Consider the following 16,935-nt stretch of genomic DNA (forward strand, 5'->3'; position numbering starts at 1 on the left):
TTATGAAACTTGGACTTGAAGCTGGTCAACCAGCTGCCCATCTACCGTCAGATTCAGATAAAAGTCCAAAGTTTTATCTCCTGCAAAATACAAGGTTGGTAGCGTTAGCCTTTTTTCAGTCTCACCAGCTTGAAACGTAAGGACTTGAATCTCGTCCCGATAGGCGACACCATGCACACCTGTCCCTGGTTGAATCGAAATCTTAGCTTCTAAAGGACTGCTAAATTCTATGCGCTTCACTGTAAAGTAGACATTTTCTCCCTTGGTCACAGCTAGACTTTTTTCTGAAAACTCTAGTTGCTGAACAGTTTCTTTTTTCGACAAGGTAGGTGTTTTATAGAGTGAAATCTTGGTCAACAAAGGCAAAGCCTGTGCCTCTGTAATGGTCACGCGTATCTTCTGCGCCTCAACGACTGATCCTCGTAAGAGACGTTTGTAGCCAACAGTATAACCAGAGCCAAACTCCTGCCAGACGCCATCCAACTCTACCTGAACATGGAAAGCAGCGATGCGTTGCCCCAGCTTCAAATCTTCTCTTAACTCAATCACATCAAAAGTTTTAGGTGATCCTAAATCGAGCTCTAATGGGATTGGCAACTCTGCATCACTTGCCCAAGAACTAGCCTCCAGTCCATCTGTCAGATGATGACAAGCAAAGTCTGGTGATAGAGCAGGGCCAGATACCTTGGCTCCTAAAGCCAAATCTTCTTTATAGAGCTCGTCACGATAGGCAGCAAATTCATACAGTCGCCGGATATCCTTTTCGTCAAAGAGTCCATCTTGGTTTGGCGGAATATTGAGTAAGAGAGGTGTACCCCGACCCACCGAGTGAAAATAAATCTCGACCAACTCCTCGAGAGACTTAGGATCCTGATCCTCATGGTAAAACCAGCCTGGCCGAAGGGAAACATCTGCCTCACCGATTGAAAACAGCGTTCCCGAGGGGTCTCCGTGCTGTAGATAATCTAATTCCGCCTCAGTCCCCAACTGGTCTGGTTTGACTTTTTGCCACAAGGGATTCCCTGCATAGCCTCGTTCATTTCCAATCCAGCGAATACTAGTTCCCTCAGTTGAGAAAATCAAACAATCGCCCTGCAAGTCACGAATGGTTTCAAACCAGGTCTCAAACTTATAGTTGACCTTCTGGGCCCCTTCCCCTCGAGCACCATCCATCCACACCTCAGAGAACTTCCCGGCATTGCCATAGGCAGAATTTGACAAGATCTCCTTCAATTGAGCCAGATAGTAGGCATTGTAGTCCGCTTCTCGGTCCACATGATAAAGGGGACTATAGGCATCCCAAGGAGATAAATAAACTCCCATATCCATGTCAAACTCAGTTGCGGCTTGAGAAACCTCAAGGAGCAAGTCCCCCTTTTCATCCCTCCAAGGGCTAGCCTTGACCGAATAATCTGTATAAGCTGTTGGGTAGAGGACAAAACCATCGTGGTGCTTGACCACCAAAATCAGCTTTTTAAAACCTGTTTCTTTGAGTACCCGAACCCATTCACGCGCATCTAACTTGGTCGGGTTAAAACGCATAGGATCCTCTTTCCCACTTCCCCATTCTTGGTCATAAAAGGTATTGGGGCCAAAATGGATAAAGGCAGCTAGTTCATCCTCTAAATAAGCTAGCTGGGCCTGACTTGGTAATGGCCCATGTGGTTTTATGTTCGTCATCATCTCATATCTCTTTCTCTTGTTCACAAAGTTATCCACAACTTGTGGATAAGAAAACATTCCTAAAAACTAGTCTTTTCAGACTCCAGCTCTTAGAATTGGAAACCTTCCCCCTAAACAGACCTTTGTCAAATAGCTTTATACTAGGGTTTCTACTAGCTTTCTAGAAAGTCACTAGTATACGGAACTATTATCAGAATACTTCAACACCATGGATTAGATATCATTCTTCCTCAGACTTATCCACAGACTGTGAATAAGCTATTGTTCCAGACCGCTCTTTCCTTGACTATAACAAAAAGCGATAGTAGCGTCAATATGACTAAGATTTCTTCCTAAATCCCCTGAAAAGATTCTATAATTTGTACAATCGTAGCTTTTGCATTCGTCAACTAGTTAGAAGCAGCCAGTAGAAAATGACTTCTTTACCACATTGTGAGCAGTACAACTGTGGTACCATAACGCCCACAGCCTATTCAGAGATAATCATTTCTAGCAAAAAATCCCGCAGATTTGCGGGATTTTCTCTTGCATCAATGCGCCAACATTTCTTGGGCGATTTCTTGGCCAGATAGGTTATCTGGGTAGTAGGTTGGCCAGTTGTCCATCTCTTCAAAGAGGGCTTCTTGGCTAGTACCTCCAAAGAAGATATGGAAATGTTCTGCCTTAACTGGGGCGATATTGTGGTCACTAAACTGAACATACTTGAACTGTCCAGCGTCCGCATCTGTCGCTTCAAAAAGGAAGCGCACACCACGATTACCTTTCTTATAAGTCAAGATTTTCTTGCCGACATACTTGTAGGTGAATTTCTTGGTTTGGCCACCTTGGATGAATTCCATAGTGTTGTCCGTGATGTTGATCTTAGTCACATCTGTCTGATAGCCTTTTTTATAGTAGGCCTTATACTCATCCTTAGTCATCTTGCCAGTCAACTTAGCCTTGTAGTCAAAGACTTGATCAAAGGTTCCATCCTCAAGGAAAGGATAGACCGACTGCCAGTTGCCTACATAGTCACTCAAGGTACGGTCTTTGACATCTGCATCCTCAAAGTAACCATTGTGAACTGTCTTGGTGTTTTCTTCCTTTTCTGGCTCAATTTCTGGTCCTTCTTGGTCTGTTGTTTGTTTCAAAGCCTTGAGGTTTTTCTCCATCACGGAGATATAGTCCTCACCGGCCTTGGTTGCTTCTTCTGTCAGACTTTCCAGCGGATTGAGCACATCTAGTTTGACGCCCGTTTCTTTTGAGAGGGTATTGGCGAGAGCTTGTGAGGCATTTTCCTCAAAGTAGATATAAGAAATCTTGTTTTTCTTGATATACTCTGTCAATTCTGCCAAACGTGCTGCTGATGGCTCTGCATCTGGTGAGAGACCTGAGATGGATACTTGCTTGAGACCGTAGTCCAAGGCAAGGTAGTTAAAGGCAGCGTGCTGGGTCACAAAGCTCTTTTGTTTGGCTTGAGACAAGCCATCTGTGTAGGCCTTGTCCAAGGCTTGCAATTTTTCGATATAGGCAGCCGCATTCTTCTCAAAAGTCTCTTTTTTATCAGGATAATCTGCTGACAAGCTGTCACGAATATGCTCTACCAGTTTGATGGCGCGTGCTGGTGAAAGCCAAACGTGGGGATCGTAGTCGTGATGGTGACCTTCACCGCCATGGTCATGCCCTTCCTCTTCTTCCTCACCACCTGGCAAGAGGAGCATATCACCTGTCGCCTTGATGGTTTTCACTTTTTTCTTATCCAAGGATTCTAGTAATTTTGGAACCCAAGTTTCCATATTTTCATTTTCATAGACAAAGATATCTGCATCTTGGATTTTAGCAACTGCCTTTGCAGACGGTTCGTATTCGTGAGGTTCTGTACCAGCACCGATTAGAAGTTCTACATTAGCGGTATCTCCTGCGACTTGTTTGGTAAATTCGTAGACAGGGTAAAAGGTTGTCACGATATTTAGCTTGCCATCTGCTTGCTTTTGATTGGAACAAGCCACTAAAAACAAGGCACATAGGCTAGCCAATAGTAAGCTAATTTTTTTCATTTCATTCTCCTATTTGATAAAACGTTTCAGTAGACTGACTAACAAAAAGACAGCTACAAAGATAATGGTGATACTAGCGCTAGCAGGGGTTTCCGCATAGTAGGATATATAGAGCCCTGCCACCATTCCCAAAAAGCCAATAGCGCTGGCTAGTAACATAACGGATTTAAAGTTTTTCCCTAGACGAAGGGCAATACTAGCTGGCAAGACCATAATGGTCGACACCAGAAGAGCTCCCGCAGCTGGAATCATAAGGGCAATAGCCACCCCTGTTACCATGTTAAAGAGGATAGACATGGTACGAACTGGCAAGCCATCCACAAAGGCCGTATCCTCATCAAAAGTCAGGATATACATTGGTCGCAAGAACAAGAAAGTCAAGAGCAAAACGACCGCAGCAATGGCAAAGAGGAATATCACCTGCTCCTGGCTAATGGTCACAATCGAACCAAAGAGGTATTGATCCAGACTCATGGAACTCGAACTTTTCCCCTTACTCATCACGATAAGGGAGACTGCAAGCCCTGTCGACATGAGGATGGCAGTCCCGATTTCCATAAAGTTCTTGTAAACCGTACGGAGATACTCCAGAAAAACCGCTGCAATCAAGACAATAGCAATGGTTGAAATCGTTGGAGAAATTCCTAAAACCAGACCAAAGGCTACCCCTGATAGAGAAACGTGACTGAGGGTGTCGCTCATGAGACTCTGACGACGTAAGATAAGGAAGGTCCCAAGAACTGGAGAAAAGAGACTCATGGCAATGACAGCCAAAAAGGCTCGCTGCATAAAGTCATAGGATAACAAACTAAGCATGCTCCACCTCCTGGTCGCTTTCGTGAACGTTGAAACAACGCCATGGCGAATCTTGGTTACGAACTAGATGAATATTGCGATCCGCATAGTCCTTGACTTCCTCAGGGTCATGGGTAATCATCAAAACAGCCTTGCCATGGTGATGAGCACTGTGGTGCATGAGTTCGTAAAATTCATTTTTGCTCCCTGCATCCATCCCTGTTGTCGGCTCATCCAAGACAAAGATATCTGGGTCAGAAGCAAACATCCGAGCAATCACTGCTCGTTGCTTTTGCCCACCAGAGAGGGAACCAATCCGTTTATCACGGTGTTCCCACATACCAACTGAGTCTAGACTAGCCTTGATATGCTCCTCATCGTGGGCATTCAAACGACGGAACCAGCCCTTTCGCGGATAGCGACCCGACTTGACAAATTCATAAACCGTACTTGGAAAGCCAGCATTAAAACTGGCTATCTGCTGGGGAAGATAGGCTATCCTAAGCTTTTTCCCATGAGTATTTGTCTTTGAGATGGTTACCTTGCCAAATCTCGGCTGCAAGATGCCTAGACTCGCCTTGATAAGAGTCGTCTTGGCAGCCCCATTTTCACCAGTCAGGGTGACAAACTCCCCACTATCAACACTGTAGTTGATATGCTCGAGGACAGGTTCCTTGTCATAATAGAAAGACAAGTCCTCTACTGTAATATACCGCATTATTTGATTTCTCCTACTAAAGCAGTTAAAAACCGCTGGATGACTTCTTGTTCATTTGGAGTAAACTGATTCGCTACTTGTTCATAGGCTGAGAGCGTGTGCTCATGATGGTGGTGGTGTTCCTCTGCCACCGGTCGAGCTAGTTCTGTCAGTTGATAAAAGATCACACGCGCATCCTTTGGATCTCTGGATGTCTCTAACATGCCCTCTTTGACCAAAGACTTGATAGCCTTGGTCACTGCTGCCTGACTGACATTGAGACGACGAGCCAGCTCCGAGTTGGTTAGGGATTCTTCCGACAAGAGCATGAGGATGTGTTCCTGAGTATTGGTCAAGGCTACATCACTTGTGCAATGCCCAATCAGAATTTCATGCTGGTTCTCAGATCTCAAGATCACCTCGTTTAAAAAGTTATCGATTTCCTGTGCAAGCTGTCTCATGTGTTACTCCTTCCCTAGCTATCTTTTCCGTAAAAAAACTTAGATAGCTACCGATTCTTTACTGGTTAATTATATCATAAACCAAAAAAGAGTCAAGGGAAAAAGGCGTAAAAACGTTTCCCTAGACTCTTCTAGATGTGAAATTTAACCTATTTTAGCTTTGGTTTTCGGCTCGATAAGATACCTGCCAGACCAGCTACCATTCCCATCAAGAGCAAGAAGATGGATTGTTCACTTCCTGTATTTGGAAGAGCTTTTTCTGAGACAACTGCCTTCTTGCTAAATTGACCTGCCACCTCATAAGTAAGTGGTACATTTGTAGTCGCATCGCTAGCAGCTGCATTCGTTTGAGGCGTTTCTACTGGTAGACTAAAGTTTTTAGAATCCACAGAAATCGTCCGTGAGTTCGGATTGATCTTTTCATACTGGGTCAAATCAGCGGTTTTCAGATACTCTTCAAAGGCTGCATCCATAGAAGGACCTTCTTCTCGCGCACCACCTAACATCGTGTAGCCATCGCCACCCGCAGCTAGGAAATCATTGGTTGCAAGATAGTAGATTTTTGCGAGGTCTAGGAGATCATAACGACCAGTCGTGCGGTTTTTGACCTGGATGGCCAAGACACGTTTACCTGATGGCAGGTTGGTATCATAGTAGACCTTCACACCTGAAACTTGCAAGAAACCACCACTTGGCTCTAACAATGGTTGGCCGTTCTCATCCAAGACCTTCTTGCCATCCTTATCGACCTGCAAGATAGATCCGAGTGACTTTTCAAACATATCCAATACTTGTTGCCCAGTCACTTGGATTTGTGAGATGGTATTTCCAAATGGAAGAACGGCAATGACATTTCCTTTAGTGATCGGTTTGCCTTTTGCAATGGTTTCACGCAAGCCACCACCATTTGTAACAGCGATGTCAGTCGGATGGCTAAATCCTGTCTGACCATACTGATAGAGAGAATCTGCTACAACGTTTCCGAGGTTGGTTTCACGAACCCGAACATTTTCACGATCTCCATTGAGTTCTACAGGGCTGTTTGAAACGACTTCAACAGCATTTTCAGCATCGTATTTTTGTTTAATGTCTTTGACTAGTTTTTCAACTGTTGGATTGGCTGGTAATTTTTTAGCATCAGCAGCCGGAATCTGAGTTGGATTGCCCAAAAGCTGACGTGATTTGTAGGTGATTTTTCCTACATTATGAAGGTAGCTTCCCGTCTGGTTATAGGTAACATTGTCTCCATAAGTCGTTGATTCTACTGTATGAGAGTGACCGTCGATTACTGTTACGCGTTTCCCTTTCAAACGAGGATTTTTAGACAAGGCTTCTGCCAAAGTTGAACCACGCCATTCGACTGGAGTTGTAGTATCCACACCCAAGTGAGCCAGCACAACATAGTGTTTGTAGTCCTTGCCTTCTGCACGAGCCTTGGCTTGGACTTCTTCGATAACCTTATTCACCTCGGAGATTGGATCTGTAAAGGTTACCCCTTTGACATTTTTAGGGTGAGTTTTGGTAGCTGTTTCAGGTGTTGTCACGCCGATTACAACAAACTCATCACCTTCCACAGTCTTATCTTTATCAACGATTGTAGAAGCTTCAAAGAGACGAGCACCATTGACGTAGGTATTTGAACTAAGTAATGGGAATTTCAAGATTTCCTTGTATTTCTTAGCTTCGTCTAAACCAAAGTCAAACTCATGATTTCCTACTGCCATGGCATCATACTGCATCTTATTAAGAATTTCAGCGCGTGCTTCACCCTTTGTAGAGTTGGAAATCGGTAAACCTTGGAAGGCGTCTCCCGCATCTACGACGAGAGTCGTTTGATTTGATTTCGCGCGTTCCTGCTCGATGACAGTCGCTAGCTTAGCATCTCCAATAACTCCTTTTTCCTCTACGATACGACCGTGAACATCATTGGTGTGCAAGATAACGGTGTCTTTTTCTTCGCTTTTAGGAGATTCAACAGGAGCTTCCTTTGCTTCCGCCGATTCAACACTTGTGGGAGTTGCCGCCTCAGTTGTTGGAGCTACAGGAGTTTCTGAAGTTACTGGATTAGCTACAACTGCAGGGCTTTCTGCAGGGGCAGTTGCTTCTTCAGCATAGACTTGTCCAGCTAAGAAGGCTGGAGCTAACAGGGCTGTCGACAAGACAGGTAACAAAGAACGTTTGTTCATTTTAAAATCCCTTTCTTTTCTTCTTTTCTATTACATTATACGCTATTTCTGAAAAAATTTAAACTTTTGACCTATTTCTCTCTCAAATATTCGCTATTTAACAAAAAAACCTGAACCAAAAAGTTCAAGTTTTTTCTTGATCTATTGAAAATCTTTGATCTTTCCATCATAGGTCGCCCAGTCCTTGCTGAAGAAGCGGTCATTCATTTTATAGTCTGGAGCTGGGGTCGGATCCGTTAAGAAGGGATTGACAACCTTATCAAAAGCTAGCCAACCCAACCAACCAATATGAATAGTATCCTTAACAAAGTAGGGATCTCCGCCTTTTTTAGAAAAGTCAGCAATGTTGGTGAAACCTTGACTTTCTAACTGGTAACGAATTTTTTCAACAGCATGTTGGTACATTTCCTCGCTGAGCCCTGTATGGGCCATCCATTTTTTATTGACAGGCTGGATCACAAAAAGGACATTGACCTTTGATTTGGCAAATTGATTGAGAACCAACTGCAAATCATTGTATTCAGACGACTTGAGGAAATTGTAATTTTTTTGATAGCCCTTATACTTCTCGAGGTAGTCTTTCACCTGAGTCTTATAAAATTGATTTTCAATTCCCATATCGTTATTATTGGTATTGGCTTCTGCATCCTTTCGAGCAATTTTTTCTAACTCTTCATAAGAAAATTGATCCGGAAGATCGTTTAAATAGTTCTCCACATGTTCCTTGTACTTGAGTTTTCCTCGAATGGAAAATTGCCCAAATAGAGAGGCCTGACGCTCATTAAAACGCGCAAAAGCCTTGATAATAGCATGATCAACCTCTGATAATTCCTCACCCTTTGACAGCTTCTCAACGATCCCCTTCATAGAGACTCCAGGATTTTGCTTTAAGAGACGTTTAGCTGCATGTTTGGCTGCTATATCTCCCGATTGATTCTCTAGAAAGGCTGTCAACTGATCGTTGTTAAAGTAGTTTTGGAAGAATGCTGGTTCATAGTCCTCCTCTGTAAACCACTGAGGCGAAATGACAAATACCGCCTGCTTTTCCTCGATTTCTGGCAAGATCTGCTGCATGCCGAAATACTGATTGAGAGAAGCTGCTCCTGCTTGCCCCAAAAAGTAAGGACGGTAGGGACGGCTATACTTCTCCGCCAAGACCGCTGGGTGCATGCTATCAAAACGAATCCACTCACTTGAGCCAAAAAAGGGAATAAAGCGCATATTTGGTTCCGTAAAGGCTCTCACTTTTTGACTTCTCTCTTTAAAACTTTCCGAACTAATCGCTGCTGCAGAATATTTCTCTTCCATCAAATTATGACTTGGATTGTTTGGATAGAAAAAGATTAGTAAGAAAACAAGAATACTAGCAAGAAGCAGAGGCCCGAAAATCAGCCACAAGCGTTTAAGCATGCTTCAACTCCGTAATGCCTTCTACGATTTTATTAGCCGTATTCCAGTCATCACGACCGAATTCCGTCACTGGAACACGAATGTCAAAACGGTTTTCAATCTCAACAATCAATTCAACCGTTCCCATACTATCCAAGACACCGGCATCAAAAAGATCTTCATCCATCATGTCAGAAACATCTTCCATAAACAACTCATCAATAATTTCAATAACTTCTGATTTGATATCCATTTTTTATATCCTTTTATTTTTTAAACCATAAATCATTCAAAAATCCAGAAAAGATTAAGAATGAAACCATCACGACATGGAAGGTGACAACCATGCCAAGCAACTGAATCCAGCGATTCTCAGGTAAGGAACCCTTTCCAGCTTTTTTCCGTTCTTTATTGAGCGCTTTTTTCTTACGAACCCAAGCGTCATTGATGACTAGCCCAATCCCATGGAAAAGTCCATAGGCGATATAGTACCAGGTCACACCATGCCAAAATCCCATAATCAGCATATTGAGAATATAGGCTACACTTGAGGTCACATTGCGATTTTTAAAGACCTTCTTTCTGGTCAACACCATGACCATCCGCATAAAGACAAAGTCACGGAACCAGAAAGACAGACTCATGTGCCAGCGATTCCAAAACTCTTTTAAATCCCTTGACAAAAAGGGCTTGTTAAAGTTGATAGGACTATGAATACCCATCAAGTTTGAAATAGCTAAGGCAAACATAGAGTAGCCCGCAAAGTCAAAGAAGAGTTCCAGACCAAAGGTGTACATGACCGCTAAAGCGTAGAGGTTAAAGAAACCACCTGTCTGCAAGGCCAAATTTTTCAGCGGAGGCAATAATGTCTCTCCTAAAATGTGAGCCAAGATAAACTTGTAGAGGAAGCCAAGCATGATATATTTGACAGCCTCTTCTAGCATATCCATCAGCTCATCCCGCTCAGGAATGGTCTCGTAATTTTCATTGAAGCGTTTGAAACGATCAATGGGACCACTTGAGAAAGTCGGCATAAAAAGAAGAAAACGTAAGAATTGCCAGATCGTTAATTCCTTGATGACACCGTCTCTCAACTCAACGATAACCCCAACTGCACGAAAGGTCAAGTAAGAAATCCCTAAAAATCCAAACAAAGATTGAGGTCCATGAATAGCAGGAGATACTTTCACAAAGACGATTGGCAATAGGGATAGAAAGCTAACCAGGTAAAATATCCATTTACTATCCCGCTTTTTCCTGTACCTTTTGTAGAAAGATACAAGCAGTACTTGCCAGATAACATAAAGGATCAAAGCGCTTATTTGATTCGTCTTTCCACCGACCAACATGGTGACGATAAAGAAGAGACTAACAAGCACCTCATACAAGGCAAAGCGTTTCTTGAAAAAAAGACCAATAAAGATAGGTAAAGTCGCAGCAATTACGTATAAAAAGTACTGAAGATCACCATAAGGTTCCAAATGAGGTAGCTGTTTATAAAGCTCCATCATCGGCTGTTTACCTCGTTAATCAAGCCCTTGATATCAATTTTACCATTAGGCGTTAGTGGTAAACTGTCTCGATAGAGAAACTTAGACGGCATCATATAGGACATCATAATATCTGCTAGGTCTTCCTTAATAGCCTTGGTAATATCGATATTACGCTCAAACTGCTGACGGACACCGTCTTTTAGGATGACATAGGCCAGTAGATTTTGCACCTTGTGGTCCTTGTTATAACGTGGGACAGCAACAGCCGACTCGATAAAGCGAGACTTGTTGAGGTTTTGAGAGACATCTTCAAGCTCAATGCGATAACCATTAAACTTAATCTGGAAATCCATTCGTCCACCATAGAGAAGCAAGCCCTCATCTGTCAGAGTTCCTACATCCCCTGTGTGATAGGCCGGAAGACCTTCAAACTCAAAGAAAGCTTCTGCCGTTTTTTCAGGATTATTCATATAGCCTTTTGAAACAGCTGGCCCAGAAACGATGATTTCTCCCTGTTCACCATTTGGAACTTTCTTACCTTCCTCATCAATGACAAAGGTCGGAGAATCCGCCTTGGTATAGCCGATTGGCAGGCGTTTAAGAGTCGCCAACATCTCGTCTGTTACAGCAACTGCTGACAAAGCTACTGTCGCTTCTGTTGGACCATAGGCATTGATAATACGGGCATTTGGGAATCGCTCGCGTAGTTTTTGAGCTGTTTTGACCGTCAATTCTTCACCATCAAAGTAGAAATGCGTGATGCCTGGCATTTTCTCACTGTTAAAGTCTTCTGACAACATGGCCATATCTGCAAAGGACGGTGTTGATGTCCAGATAGCGATTGGAAGTGAAAAGATAGTTGCAAAGAGTTTTTTGAAATCCTGAGTAATGGCCGAAGGAAGAGCGAAAAGCGTGCCACCCAGTGCCAAGGTTGGCGCCCAGTACATGACAGATAGGTCAAAAGAATAAGGTGGCTGAGCCAGCATTTGCGGACGACTTGGCGTCGCAAATTCCTTATCTGTAATCATCCAGTTGGTAAAGCTGAGGAGATTATCATGGGAAATCTGCACTCCCTTAGGCTTACCAGTCGTACCAGAAGTAAAGATGATGTAGTAGTTGTCATCTCCCTTGACTGGATGGTTCATCTCGTAGCTAGAAGCTTGAGCAAAAGCTTCTTGAACCTGAGCTAGATTCATCATTGGTGTGCTAGTTTGCTCTAATGGAAAATCTGAGATGGCAATAATCAAACTTGGCTCTGCAACTTCTACGATAGCAGAAACTCGTTCCAAGGCCGAATGGCTATCAATTGGAATATAGGCATGTCCCGACTTAGTCAGCGCAACAAAGGTAGCCAGCATCTCATACTCCTGTCCGCCATAGACAACAACAGGAGATTTCTCAGGCAAATCAAGTCGATCGATGGCTGCAGCTAAACTATCTGAATCAGTCTTCAGATCACCATAAGTTTGTTCTTGGCCTAAAACATTGTAAACAGGATATGTTGGTTGTGTTTGAGCAAAGTGCTCAATCGTTTCAATCATATCTTTTATCGGTATATTAGACACTGATCCTCTTCTCCTTTAAACTAGAACTCATTATAAATAAAGGTGCCTTGGCTCTGACCAAGGTAACTAAAAAAATAAAGTAAACCAAGCAAGATTACAAAATATAGAGCCGTCCGGCCTAAGAATACATGTAAATTTCGTTGTTTTTTCATAAGCTATCCATTAATATATTGTTTTTATTAGCTATCAGTATGTATTGTTAGCATCTTATCTTCCTAACATTTTACCACTTTATCAACCTTTTTTTCAACTGTTTACCATAACTTAAAAGTTGGCTTTAGCTTATTTTAAGATAAGTTAAAATATCAATGTTTTTGCCATTAAAAATGACAAAAAAGAGTCTGAGACTTCCATCTCAAACTCTGTTGCAAATAGCTCTTTTGTCTTAGAAAAGTGAAAATACGAGGACTGCCAAGGCAGCACCAATGATAGGTCCCACAACTGGAATCCAAGCATAAGACCAGTCCCCATCTCCCTTGTTTGGAATTGGAAGAAGACTGTGCATGATGCGAGGACCGAGGTCACGAGCTGGGTTCAAGGCATAACCAGTTGTCCCACCTAGTGAAAGACCAATACCGACAATCAAGGTCCCCACTGCAAAGGTCCCTAATCCTGCCTGAAGGTTATAGAGCCCCAAGGCAAAGATTGTCAAGAGCAAAACAAATGTTCCAAGGATTTCGCTAACCAAGTTGGATACTGTATTCTTGATTGCTGGTCCAGTACTAAAGGTCGCTAGGATATTGCCTGCATTTTCTTCTGCATCATAGTGTGGTTTGAATTGCAACCAAACCAAAATCTGAGCCACCATCGCTCCTGCGAATTGGGCTAGGATATATGGGAATACTGAAGCCCAAGGCAGGTCACCTTTTAAGGCTACACCAAGCGTCACAGCTGGGTTTAAGTGTGCAGGACTAAGTTTGCCAGATACAAAGGCCGCAACGGCTACAGCAATTCCCCATCCCATAGTGATGACAATCCATCCTGAATTGTTGCTCTTGGTTTTAGGAAGAACCACACCTGCTACAACACCATTTCCTAGGAGGATAAGGATTAAAGTCCCCAAAAATTCTCCAAATAATTCTTTCATCATTTCTTTGTCTCCATTTAAAAGAAGGGGCGGGCGACAAGGAATGCTGCCCTCCACCTCTTTTCCTTTTTTAATTTTTTAGTTCTGCCAAATCGTTTTGAGCAAGAGCTGCTTCAACATCCGCATGGTAGGCTGCTTTTTCTTCTTCAGTCCAATCATAGAATCGTCCCATTTCATCCAGAACTGGCTCAACGATGCTATCTAAACTATCACGCATGAAGAGCATGTGGTTGGTACGGCGAAGGAGGAAGTCAACTGGGCTAAGAGCCAATTCATTGCGCATTGCATAGTGAAGGGATAAGGTATCTGCCAAGCTGAGTCCTGGCGCTTGTTCCAAGCTGTGAGCAAGGGCAAAGACTTTCGGAGCATTTGAACCGTATAGATTTGCTAAGTAATGAGCTTCCTTGCTATCCAAACCACGCGACACTCCAAGTTGAGCAAAGGCTTCAATTTCTGAGTCCACATTTGCTGGGTTCAATTCTCCACCTGAAACAGGGTAAGTCTTAGAATTGATGAGTTTAAAGCTACGGTCAAATTCTGCTTTGAGGATGTCGACCACGCGCTCCATAGCCCCTTCAGCCATCTTACGGTAGTCTGTGATTTTACCACCAGCAAGGGTCAAAAGACCATTATCATCACGATCCAAGCTCGAACCACGTGAAACTGCAGATGGATCCAAATGCTTCTCAGATGTGCTGCTTTCAAGCTTGCTGACAGCAGACTCAACATCTTCACGCGTTTTTTCTTTCGATAGATAAGCTTCAACAGTCGCAATCAAGTTGTTAAAGCTTTCATCACTGATGGTTCCGTTATTTCCTCCATTGTAGTCAGAAGCGCTATTACCTGCGATCAATGGACGAAGACCAGCCCAGCTGCTTTCGATATCATCAATGGTGATGTTGGCTTCTGAGAAGCGGTTGTTGACAATACCAAGTAGATAATCTACATCTTCCTGCGTCACTTTTGGATGTTCCAAATCACCTGTGTAGTCTGTATCGGTTGTACCAAAGTAGGTCTTGTTTTCACGTGGGAGAACAAAGACCATACGGCCATCTCCCAAACCTGTGTCAAAGTAAACTGGCTGTGAAACCTTGATCTTACTTGAATCCACTACCAAGTGAACTCCCTTGGTTGGACGCATTTGTGAGAATTGCGTTCCCTTATTAGACAGATTGCGTACCTTGTCGCTCCATGGACCTGTCGTGTTGATAACCAAACGAGCCTTGATTTCAAAGACTTGGTCTGTCAACAAATCACGAGCTACAACACCTGTAATCTTGCCACTTTCGTCAAAGAGGAAACCTTCTGCCCTAACGTGGTTGGCAATGAGGGCACCATCTTGATTGGCACGTTTAATGTTTTCAATCACGAGACGCGCATCATTGTTACGGAAGTCAAGGTAAACCCCACCTCCTACCAAGCCTTCTTTCTTCAAGTTTGGCTGGCGTTCCAAGACTTCTTCTTTGCTCAAGACCTTGTTAGCAGCTGGCGTATTGCTAACACCTGCCAAAAGGTCGTACAAGTCCATGGCTACTTTAAGACGGAAGAGGCTAAAGGTCGCTCCATCTTCATCGTAAACTGGCAAGAGCATTGGATCTGGCTTTGGAATATGTGGAGCGATTTGTTGAACCACCGCACGTTCAGAAACTGTATCTGATACCACTTCTACGTCGAATTGTTTGAGGTAACGCAGACCTCCGTGGACTAATTTTGTTGATCGGCTGGATGTTCCTTCTGCGAAGTCCTGCATTTCAATCAATCCAGTGTCAAGACCACTAGCTGCTGCCTGCAAAGCTACACCAGCTCCTGTAATCCCTCCACCAATAATCAAGAGATCCAAGGTGCGTTCCTGCATTTTTTTAATTGACAATTCACGTGTTTTCTTTGAAAATTCCATATTTACACACTTTCTAACTGAGTCGCTTTATTCTTTCAGTATTAGTCATCGATTTCCGCAAAGACTTGAGTTGCTTTCACAGCCTTCTTCCAGCCCTTATAGAGTTGTTCCTTACGAGATTCGTTCATGGATGGCTCAAAGAGTTCTCCTGTCTCGTTCAAGAGTTTCAACTCATCCAAGTCCTTCCAATAACCCACTGACAATCCTGCCAGGAAGGCTGCACCGAGGGCAGTTGTTTCCAAGTTTTTAGCGCGTGCGATATCAATTCCCAAGATGTCAGCTTGGAACTGCATGAGGAAGTTGTTCATAGCTGCACCACCATCTACCTTCAAGACTTGGATCGCTGTCTGCGCATCCACTTGCATGGTGTCAATGATGTCACGTACTTGATAAGCGATAGATTGCAAAGTTGCCTTGATAAAGTCTTCTTTGCTTGTCCCACGAGTTAAGCCAAAGACAGATCCTCGAGCGTTTTGGTTCCAGTATGGTGCCCCTAGACCTGTAAAGGCAGGTACGACATAGACTTCGTCATTATTGTGAGAATTAAGAGCATATTTTTCAGACTCTGGTGAGTTTTCTACCATGCGAAGACCGTCACGAAGCCATTGAATGGCACTTCCTGCGATGAAGATAGAACCTTCCAAAGCATAGTAAACCTTGCCGTTAATACCATAACCAATCGTTGTCAAGAGGTTGTTTTCAGACAACTGCATCTCTTCACCAGTGTTCATGATGATGAAGGAACCCGTTCCGTAGGTATTTTTAACCATACCGGGTTCAAAGGCCAACTGACCGAAGAGGGCTGCCTGTTGGTCACCAGCCATACCAGAGATTGGCACTTCTCCACCGTAGAAATGGAATGGAGCAGTCTTACCATAGATTTCAGAGTTAGAACGAACTTCTGGAAGCATAGCCTTAGGAATGTTGAGGATTTCTAAAATCTCATCATCCCATTTAAGATTCTTGATGTTATAGAGCATGGTACGAGCTGCGTTTGAGTAATCAGTTACGTGAGCTGCGCCGTCAGTCAATTTCCAAACCAGCCAAGTATCAATGGTACCAAAGAGCAATTCACCCTTTTCTGCTCGCTCTTGAGCGCCTTCTACATGGTCTAAAATCCAACGAACCTTGGTAGCAGAGAAGTAAGCATCGATGATCAAACCCGTCTTTTCATGGAATTTTTCCACATAACCTTGATTTTTCAGTTGTTCAGCTAGAGGAGCAGTTTGGCGTGATTGCCAAACGATAGCATTGTAGATAGGAAGCCCTGTTTTCTTATCCCAGACGACAGTAGTTTCACGTTGATTGGTAATCCCGATTGCCTCGATTTGACTTGGTTTCACACCGCTTTCGATGAAAGCACCCGCAATAACTGACTGAACAGAGTTCCAAATTTCATTGGCATTGTGCTCAACCCAACCTGCTTGAGGGAAAATCTGAGTGAACTCTTTTTGACTAGAGCTGACCTTTTCTCCTTTTTTGTTAAAAATGATGGCGCGAGAACTAGTAGTTCCTTGGTCAATAGCCATGATGTATTTTTCTTGTGACATGTGCTGTCCTCCTGATAAAATCTTGAGGGGGTTCCTCTTTACAGTAACTAGTATACAAAATAAAGCGCTTTCTTGTTTATCAATTTTTTTAAAATT

14 protein-coding genes are annotated in these 16,935 nt (G+C 43.2%); all 14 read right to left on the reverse strand.

Annotated features, from left to right (window positions below; all coding sequences use genetic code 11):
- The 14 genes from SOR_RS09295 to glpK all read right to left on the reverse strand — a co-directional run bounded on the left by SOR_RS09295 (nt 1) and on the right by glpK (nt 16,839).
- Nucleotides 1-1,680, reverse strand: coding sequence for an alpha-L-fucosidase (locus tag SOR_RS09295; protein WP_041170885.1), 1,680 nt, complete (start codon nt 1,678-1,680; stop codon nt 1-3).
- A gap of 533 nt (nt 1,681-2,213) precedes the next feature.
- Nucleotides 2,214-3,719: a zinc ABC transporter substrate-binding protein AdcA gene (locus tag SOR_RS09300; RefSeq protein ID WP_000724043.1), complete on the reverse strand. Its 1,506-nt coding sequence runs from the start codon at nt 3,717-3,719 to the stop codon at nt 2,214-2,216.
- 9 nt (nt 3,720-3,728) lie between these two features.
- Complete coding sequence (locus SOR_RS09305; protein WP_000950023.1) at nt 3,729-4,535, reverse strand: metal ABC transporter permease; 807 nt, start codon at nt 4,533-4,535, stop codon at nt 3,729-3,731.
- Nucleotides 4,528-5,232: a metal ABC transporter ATP-binding protein gene (locus tag SOR_RS09310; protein ID WP_001269483.1), complete on the reverse strand. Its 705-nt coding sequence runs from the start codon at nt 5,230-5,232 to the stop codon at nt 4,528-4,530. The genes SOR_RS09305 and SOR_RS09310 overlap by 8 nt, the downstream gene beginning before the upstream one ends.
- Nucleotides 5,232-5,672, reverse strand: a complete 441-nt coding sequence (gene adcR / locus SOR_RS09315; protein ID WP_001249329.1) for a zinc-dependent transcriptional regulator AdcR — start codon at nt 5,670-5,672, stop codon at nt 5,232-5,234. The genes SOR_RS09310 and adcR overlap by 1 nt, the downstream gene beginning before the upstream one ends.
- Before the next feature lie 149 nt (nt 5,673-5,821).
- Nucleotides 5,822-7,858: a cell surface ecto-5'-nucleotidase Nt5e gene (gene nt5e, locus SOR_RS09320; RefSeq protein ID WP_001042694.1), complete on the reverse strand. Its 2,037-nt coding sequence runs from the start codon at nt 7,856-7,858 to the stop codon at nt 5,822-5,824.
- A gap of 141 nt (nt 7,859-7,999) precedes the next feature.
- Nucleotides 8,000-9,268: a D-alanyl-lipoteichoic acid biosynthesis protein DltD gene (gene dltD / locus SOR_RS09325; protein ID WP_000919849.1), complete on the reverse strand. Its 1,269-nt coding sequence runs from the start codon at nt 9,266-9,268 to the stop codon at nt 8,000-8,002.
- Entirely contained in the window at nt 9,261-9,500 is a 240-nt protein-coding gene (dltC, locus tag SOR_RS09330; protein WP_000351971.1) for a D-alanine--poly(phosphoribitol) ligase subunit DltC, read from the reverse strand. The genes dltD and dltC overlap by 8 nt, the downstream gene beginning before the upstream one ends.
- A 13-nt stretch (nt 9,501-9,513) precedes the next feature.
- Complete coding sequence (gene dltB / locus SOR_RS09335; RefSeq protein WP_000970389.1) at nt 9,514-10,758, reverse strand: D-alanyl-lipoteichoic acid biosynthesis protein DltB; 1,245 nt, start codon at nt 10,756-10,758, stop codon at nt 9,514-9,516.
- Entirely contained in the window at nt 10,755-12,305 is a 1,551-nt protein-coding gene (dltA, locus tag SOR_RS09340; protein ID WP_013670295.1) for a D-alanine--poly(phosphoribitol) ligase subunit DltA, read from the reverse strand. The genes dltB and dltA overlap by 4 nt, the downstream gene beginning before the upstream one ends.
- A 20-nt stretch (nt 12,306-12,325) precedes the next feature.
- Complete coding sequence (locus tag SOR_RS09345) at nt 12,326-12,457, reverse strand: teichoic acid D-Ala incorporation-associated protein DltX (protein WP_008276434.1); 132 nt, start codon at nt 12,455-12,457, stop codon at nt 12,326-12,328.
- Nucleotides 12,458-12,690: 233 nt separating this feature from the next.
- Nucleotides 12,691-13,395: an MIP/aquaporin family protein gene (locus tag SOR_RS09350; protein WP_000975169.1), complete on the reverse strand. Its 705-nt coding sequence runs from the start codon at nt 13,393-13,395 to the stop codon at nt 12,691-12,693.
- Between the two features lie 67 nt (nt 13,396-13,462).
- Nucleotides 13,463-15,289 (reverse strand): type 1 glycerol-3-phosphate oxidase, encoded by a 1,827-nt coding sequence (gene glpO / locus SOR_RS09355; protein ID WP_000395897.1) that lies wholly within the window; start codon nt 15,287-15,289, stop codon nt 13,463-13,465.
- A 41-nt stretch (nt 15,290-15,330) separates the two neighbouring features.
- Nucleotides 15,331-16,839: a glycerol kinase GlpK gene (glpK, locus tag SOR_RS09360; RefSeq protein WP_000076792.1), complete on the reverse strand. Its 1,509-nt coding sequence runs from the start codon at nt 16,837-16,839 to the stop codon at nt 15,331-15,333.
- Nucleotides 16,840-16,935: the final 96 nt, after the last annotated feature.

This window comes from Streptococcus oralis Uo5 (assembly GCF_000253155.1).
Classification (GTDB): domain Bacteria; phylum Bacillota; class Bacilli; order Lactobacillales; family Streptococcaceae; genus Streptococcus; species Streptococcus oralis_L.

Excerpts from the sequence above, each read along its gene's own strand:
- SOR_RS09295 (WP_041170885.1), bottom strand. The coding sequence starts at position 1,680 with ATGACGAACATAAAACCACATGGGCCATTACCAAGTCAGGCCCAGCTA.
- SOR_RS09300 (WP_000724043.1), bottom strand. The coding sequence starts at position 3,719 with ATGAAAAAAATTAGCTTACTATTGGCTAGCCTATGTGCCTTGTTTTTA.
- SOR_RS09305 (WP_000950023.1), bottom strand. The coding sequence starts at position 4,535 with ATGCTTAGTTTGTTATCCTATGACTTTATGCAGCGAGCCTTTTTGGCT.
- SOR_RS09310 (WP_001269483.1), bottom strand. The coding sequence starts at position 5,232 with ATGCGGTATATTACAGTAGAGGACTTGTCTTTCTATTATGACAAGGAA.
- adcR (WP_001249329.1), bottom strand. The coding sequence starts at position 5,672 with ATGAGACAGCTTGCACAGGAAATCGATAACTTTTTAAACGAGGTGATC.
- nt5e (WP_001042694.1), bottom strand. The coding sequence starts at position 7,858 with ATGAACAAACGTTCTTTGTTACCTGTCTTGTCGACAGCCCTGTTAGCT.
- dltD (WP_000919849.1), bottom strand. The coding sequence starts at position 9,268 with ATGCTTAAACGCTTGTGGCTGATTTTCGGGCCTCTGCTTCTTGCTAGT.
- dltC (WP_000351971.1), bottom strand. The coding sequence starts at position 9,500 with ATGGATATCAAATCAGAAGTTATTGAAATTATTGATGAGTTGTTTATG.
- dltB (WP_000970389.1), bottom strand. The coding sequence starts at position 10,758 with ATGATGGAGCTTTATAAACAGCTACCTCATTTGGAACCTTATGGTGAT.
- SOR_RS09345 (WP_008276434.1), bottom strand. The coding sequence starts at position 12,457 with ATGAAAAAACAACGAAATTTACATGTATTCTTAGGCCGGACGGCTCTA.
- SOR_RS09350 (WP_000975169.1), bottom strand. The coding sequence starts at position 13,395 with ATGATGAAAGAATTATTTGGAGAATTTTTGGGGACTTTAATCCTTATC.
- glpO (WP_000395897.1), bottom strand. The coding sequence starts at position 15,289 with ATGGAATTTTCAAAGAAAACACGTGAATTGTCAATTAAAAAAATGCAG.
- glpK (WP_000076792.1), bottom strand. The coding sequence starts at position 16,839 with ATGTCACAAGAAAAATACATCATGGCTATTGACCAAGGAACTACTAGT.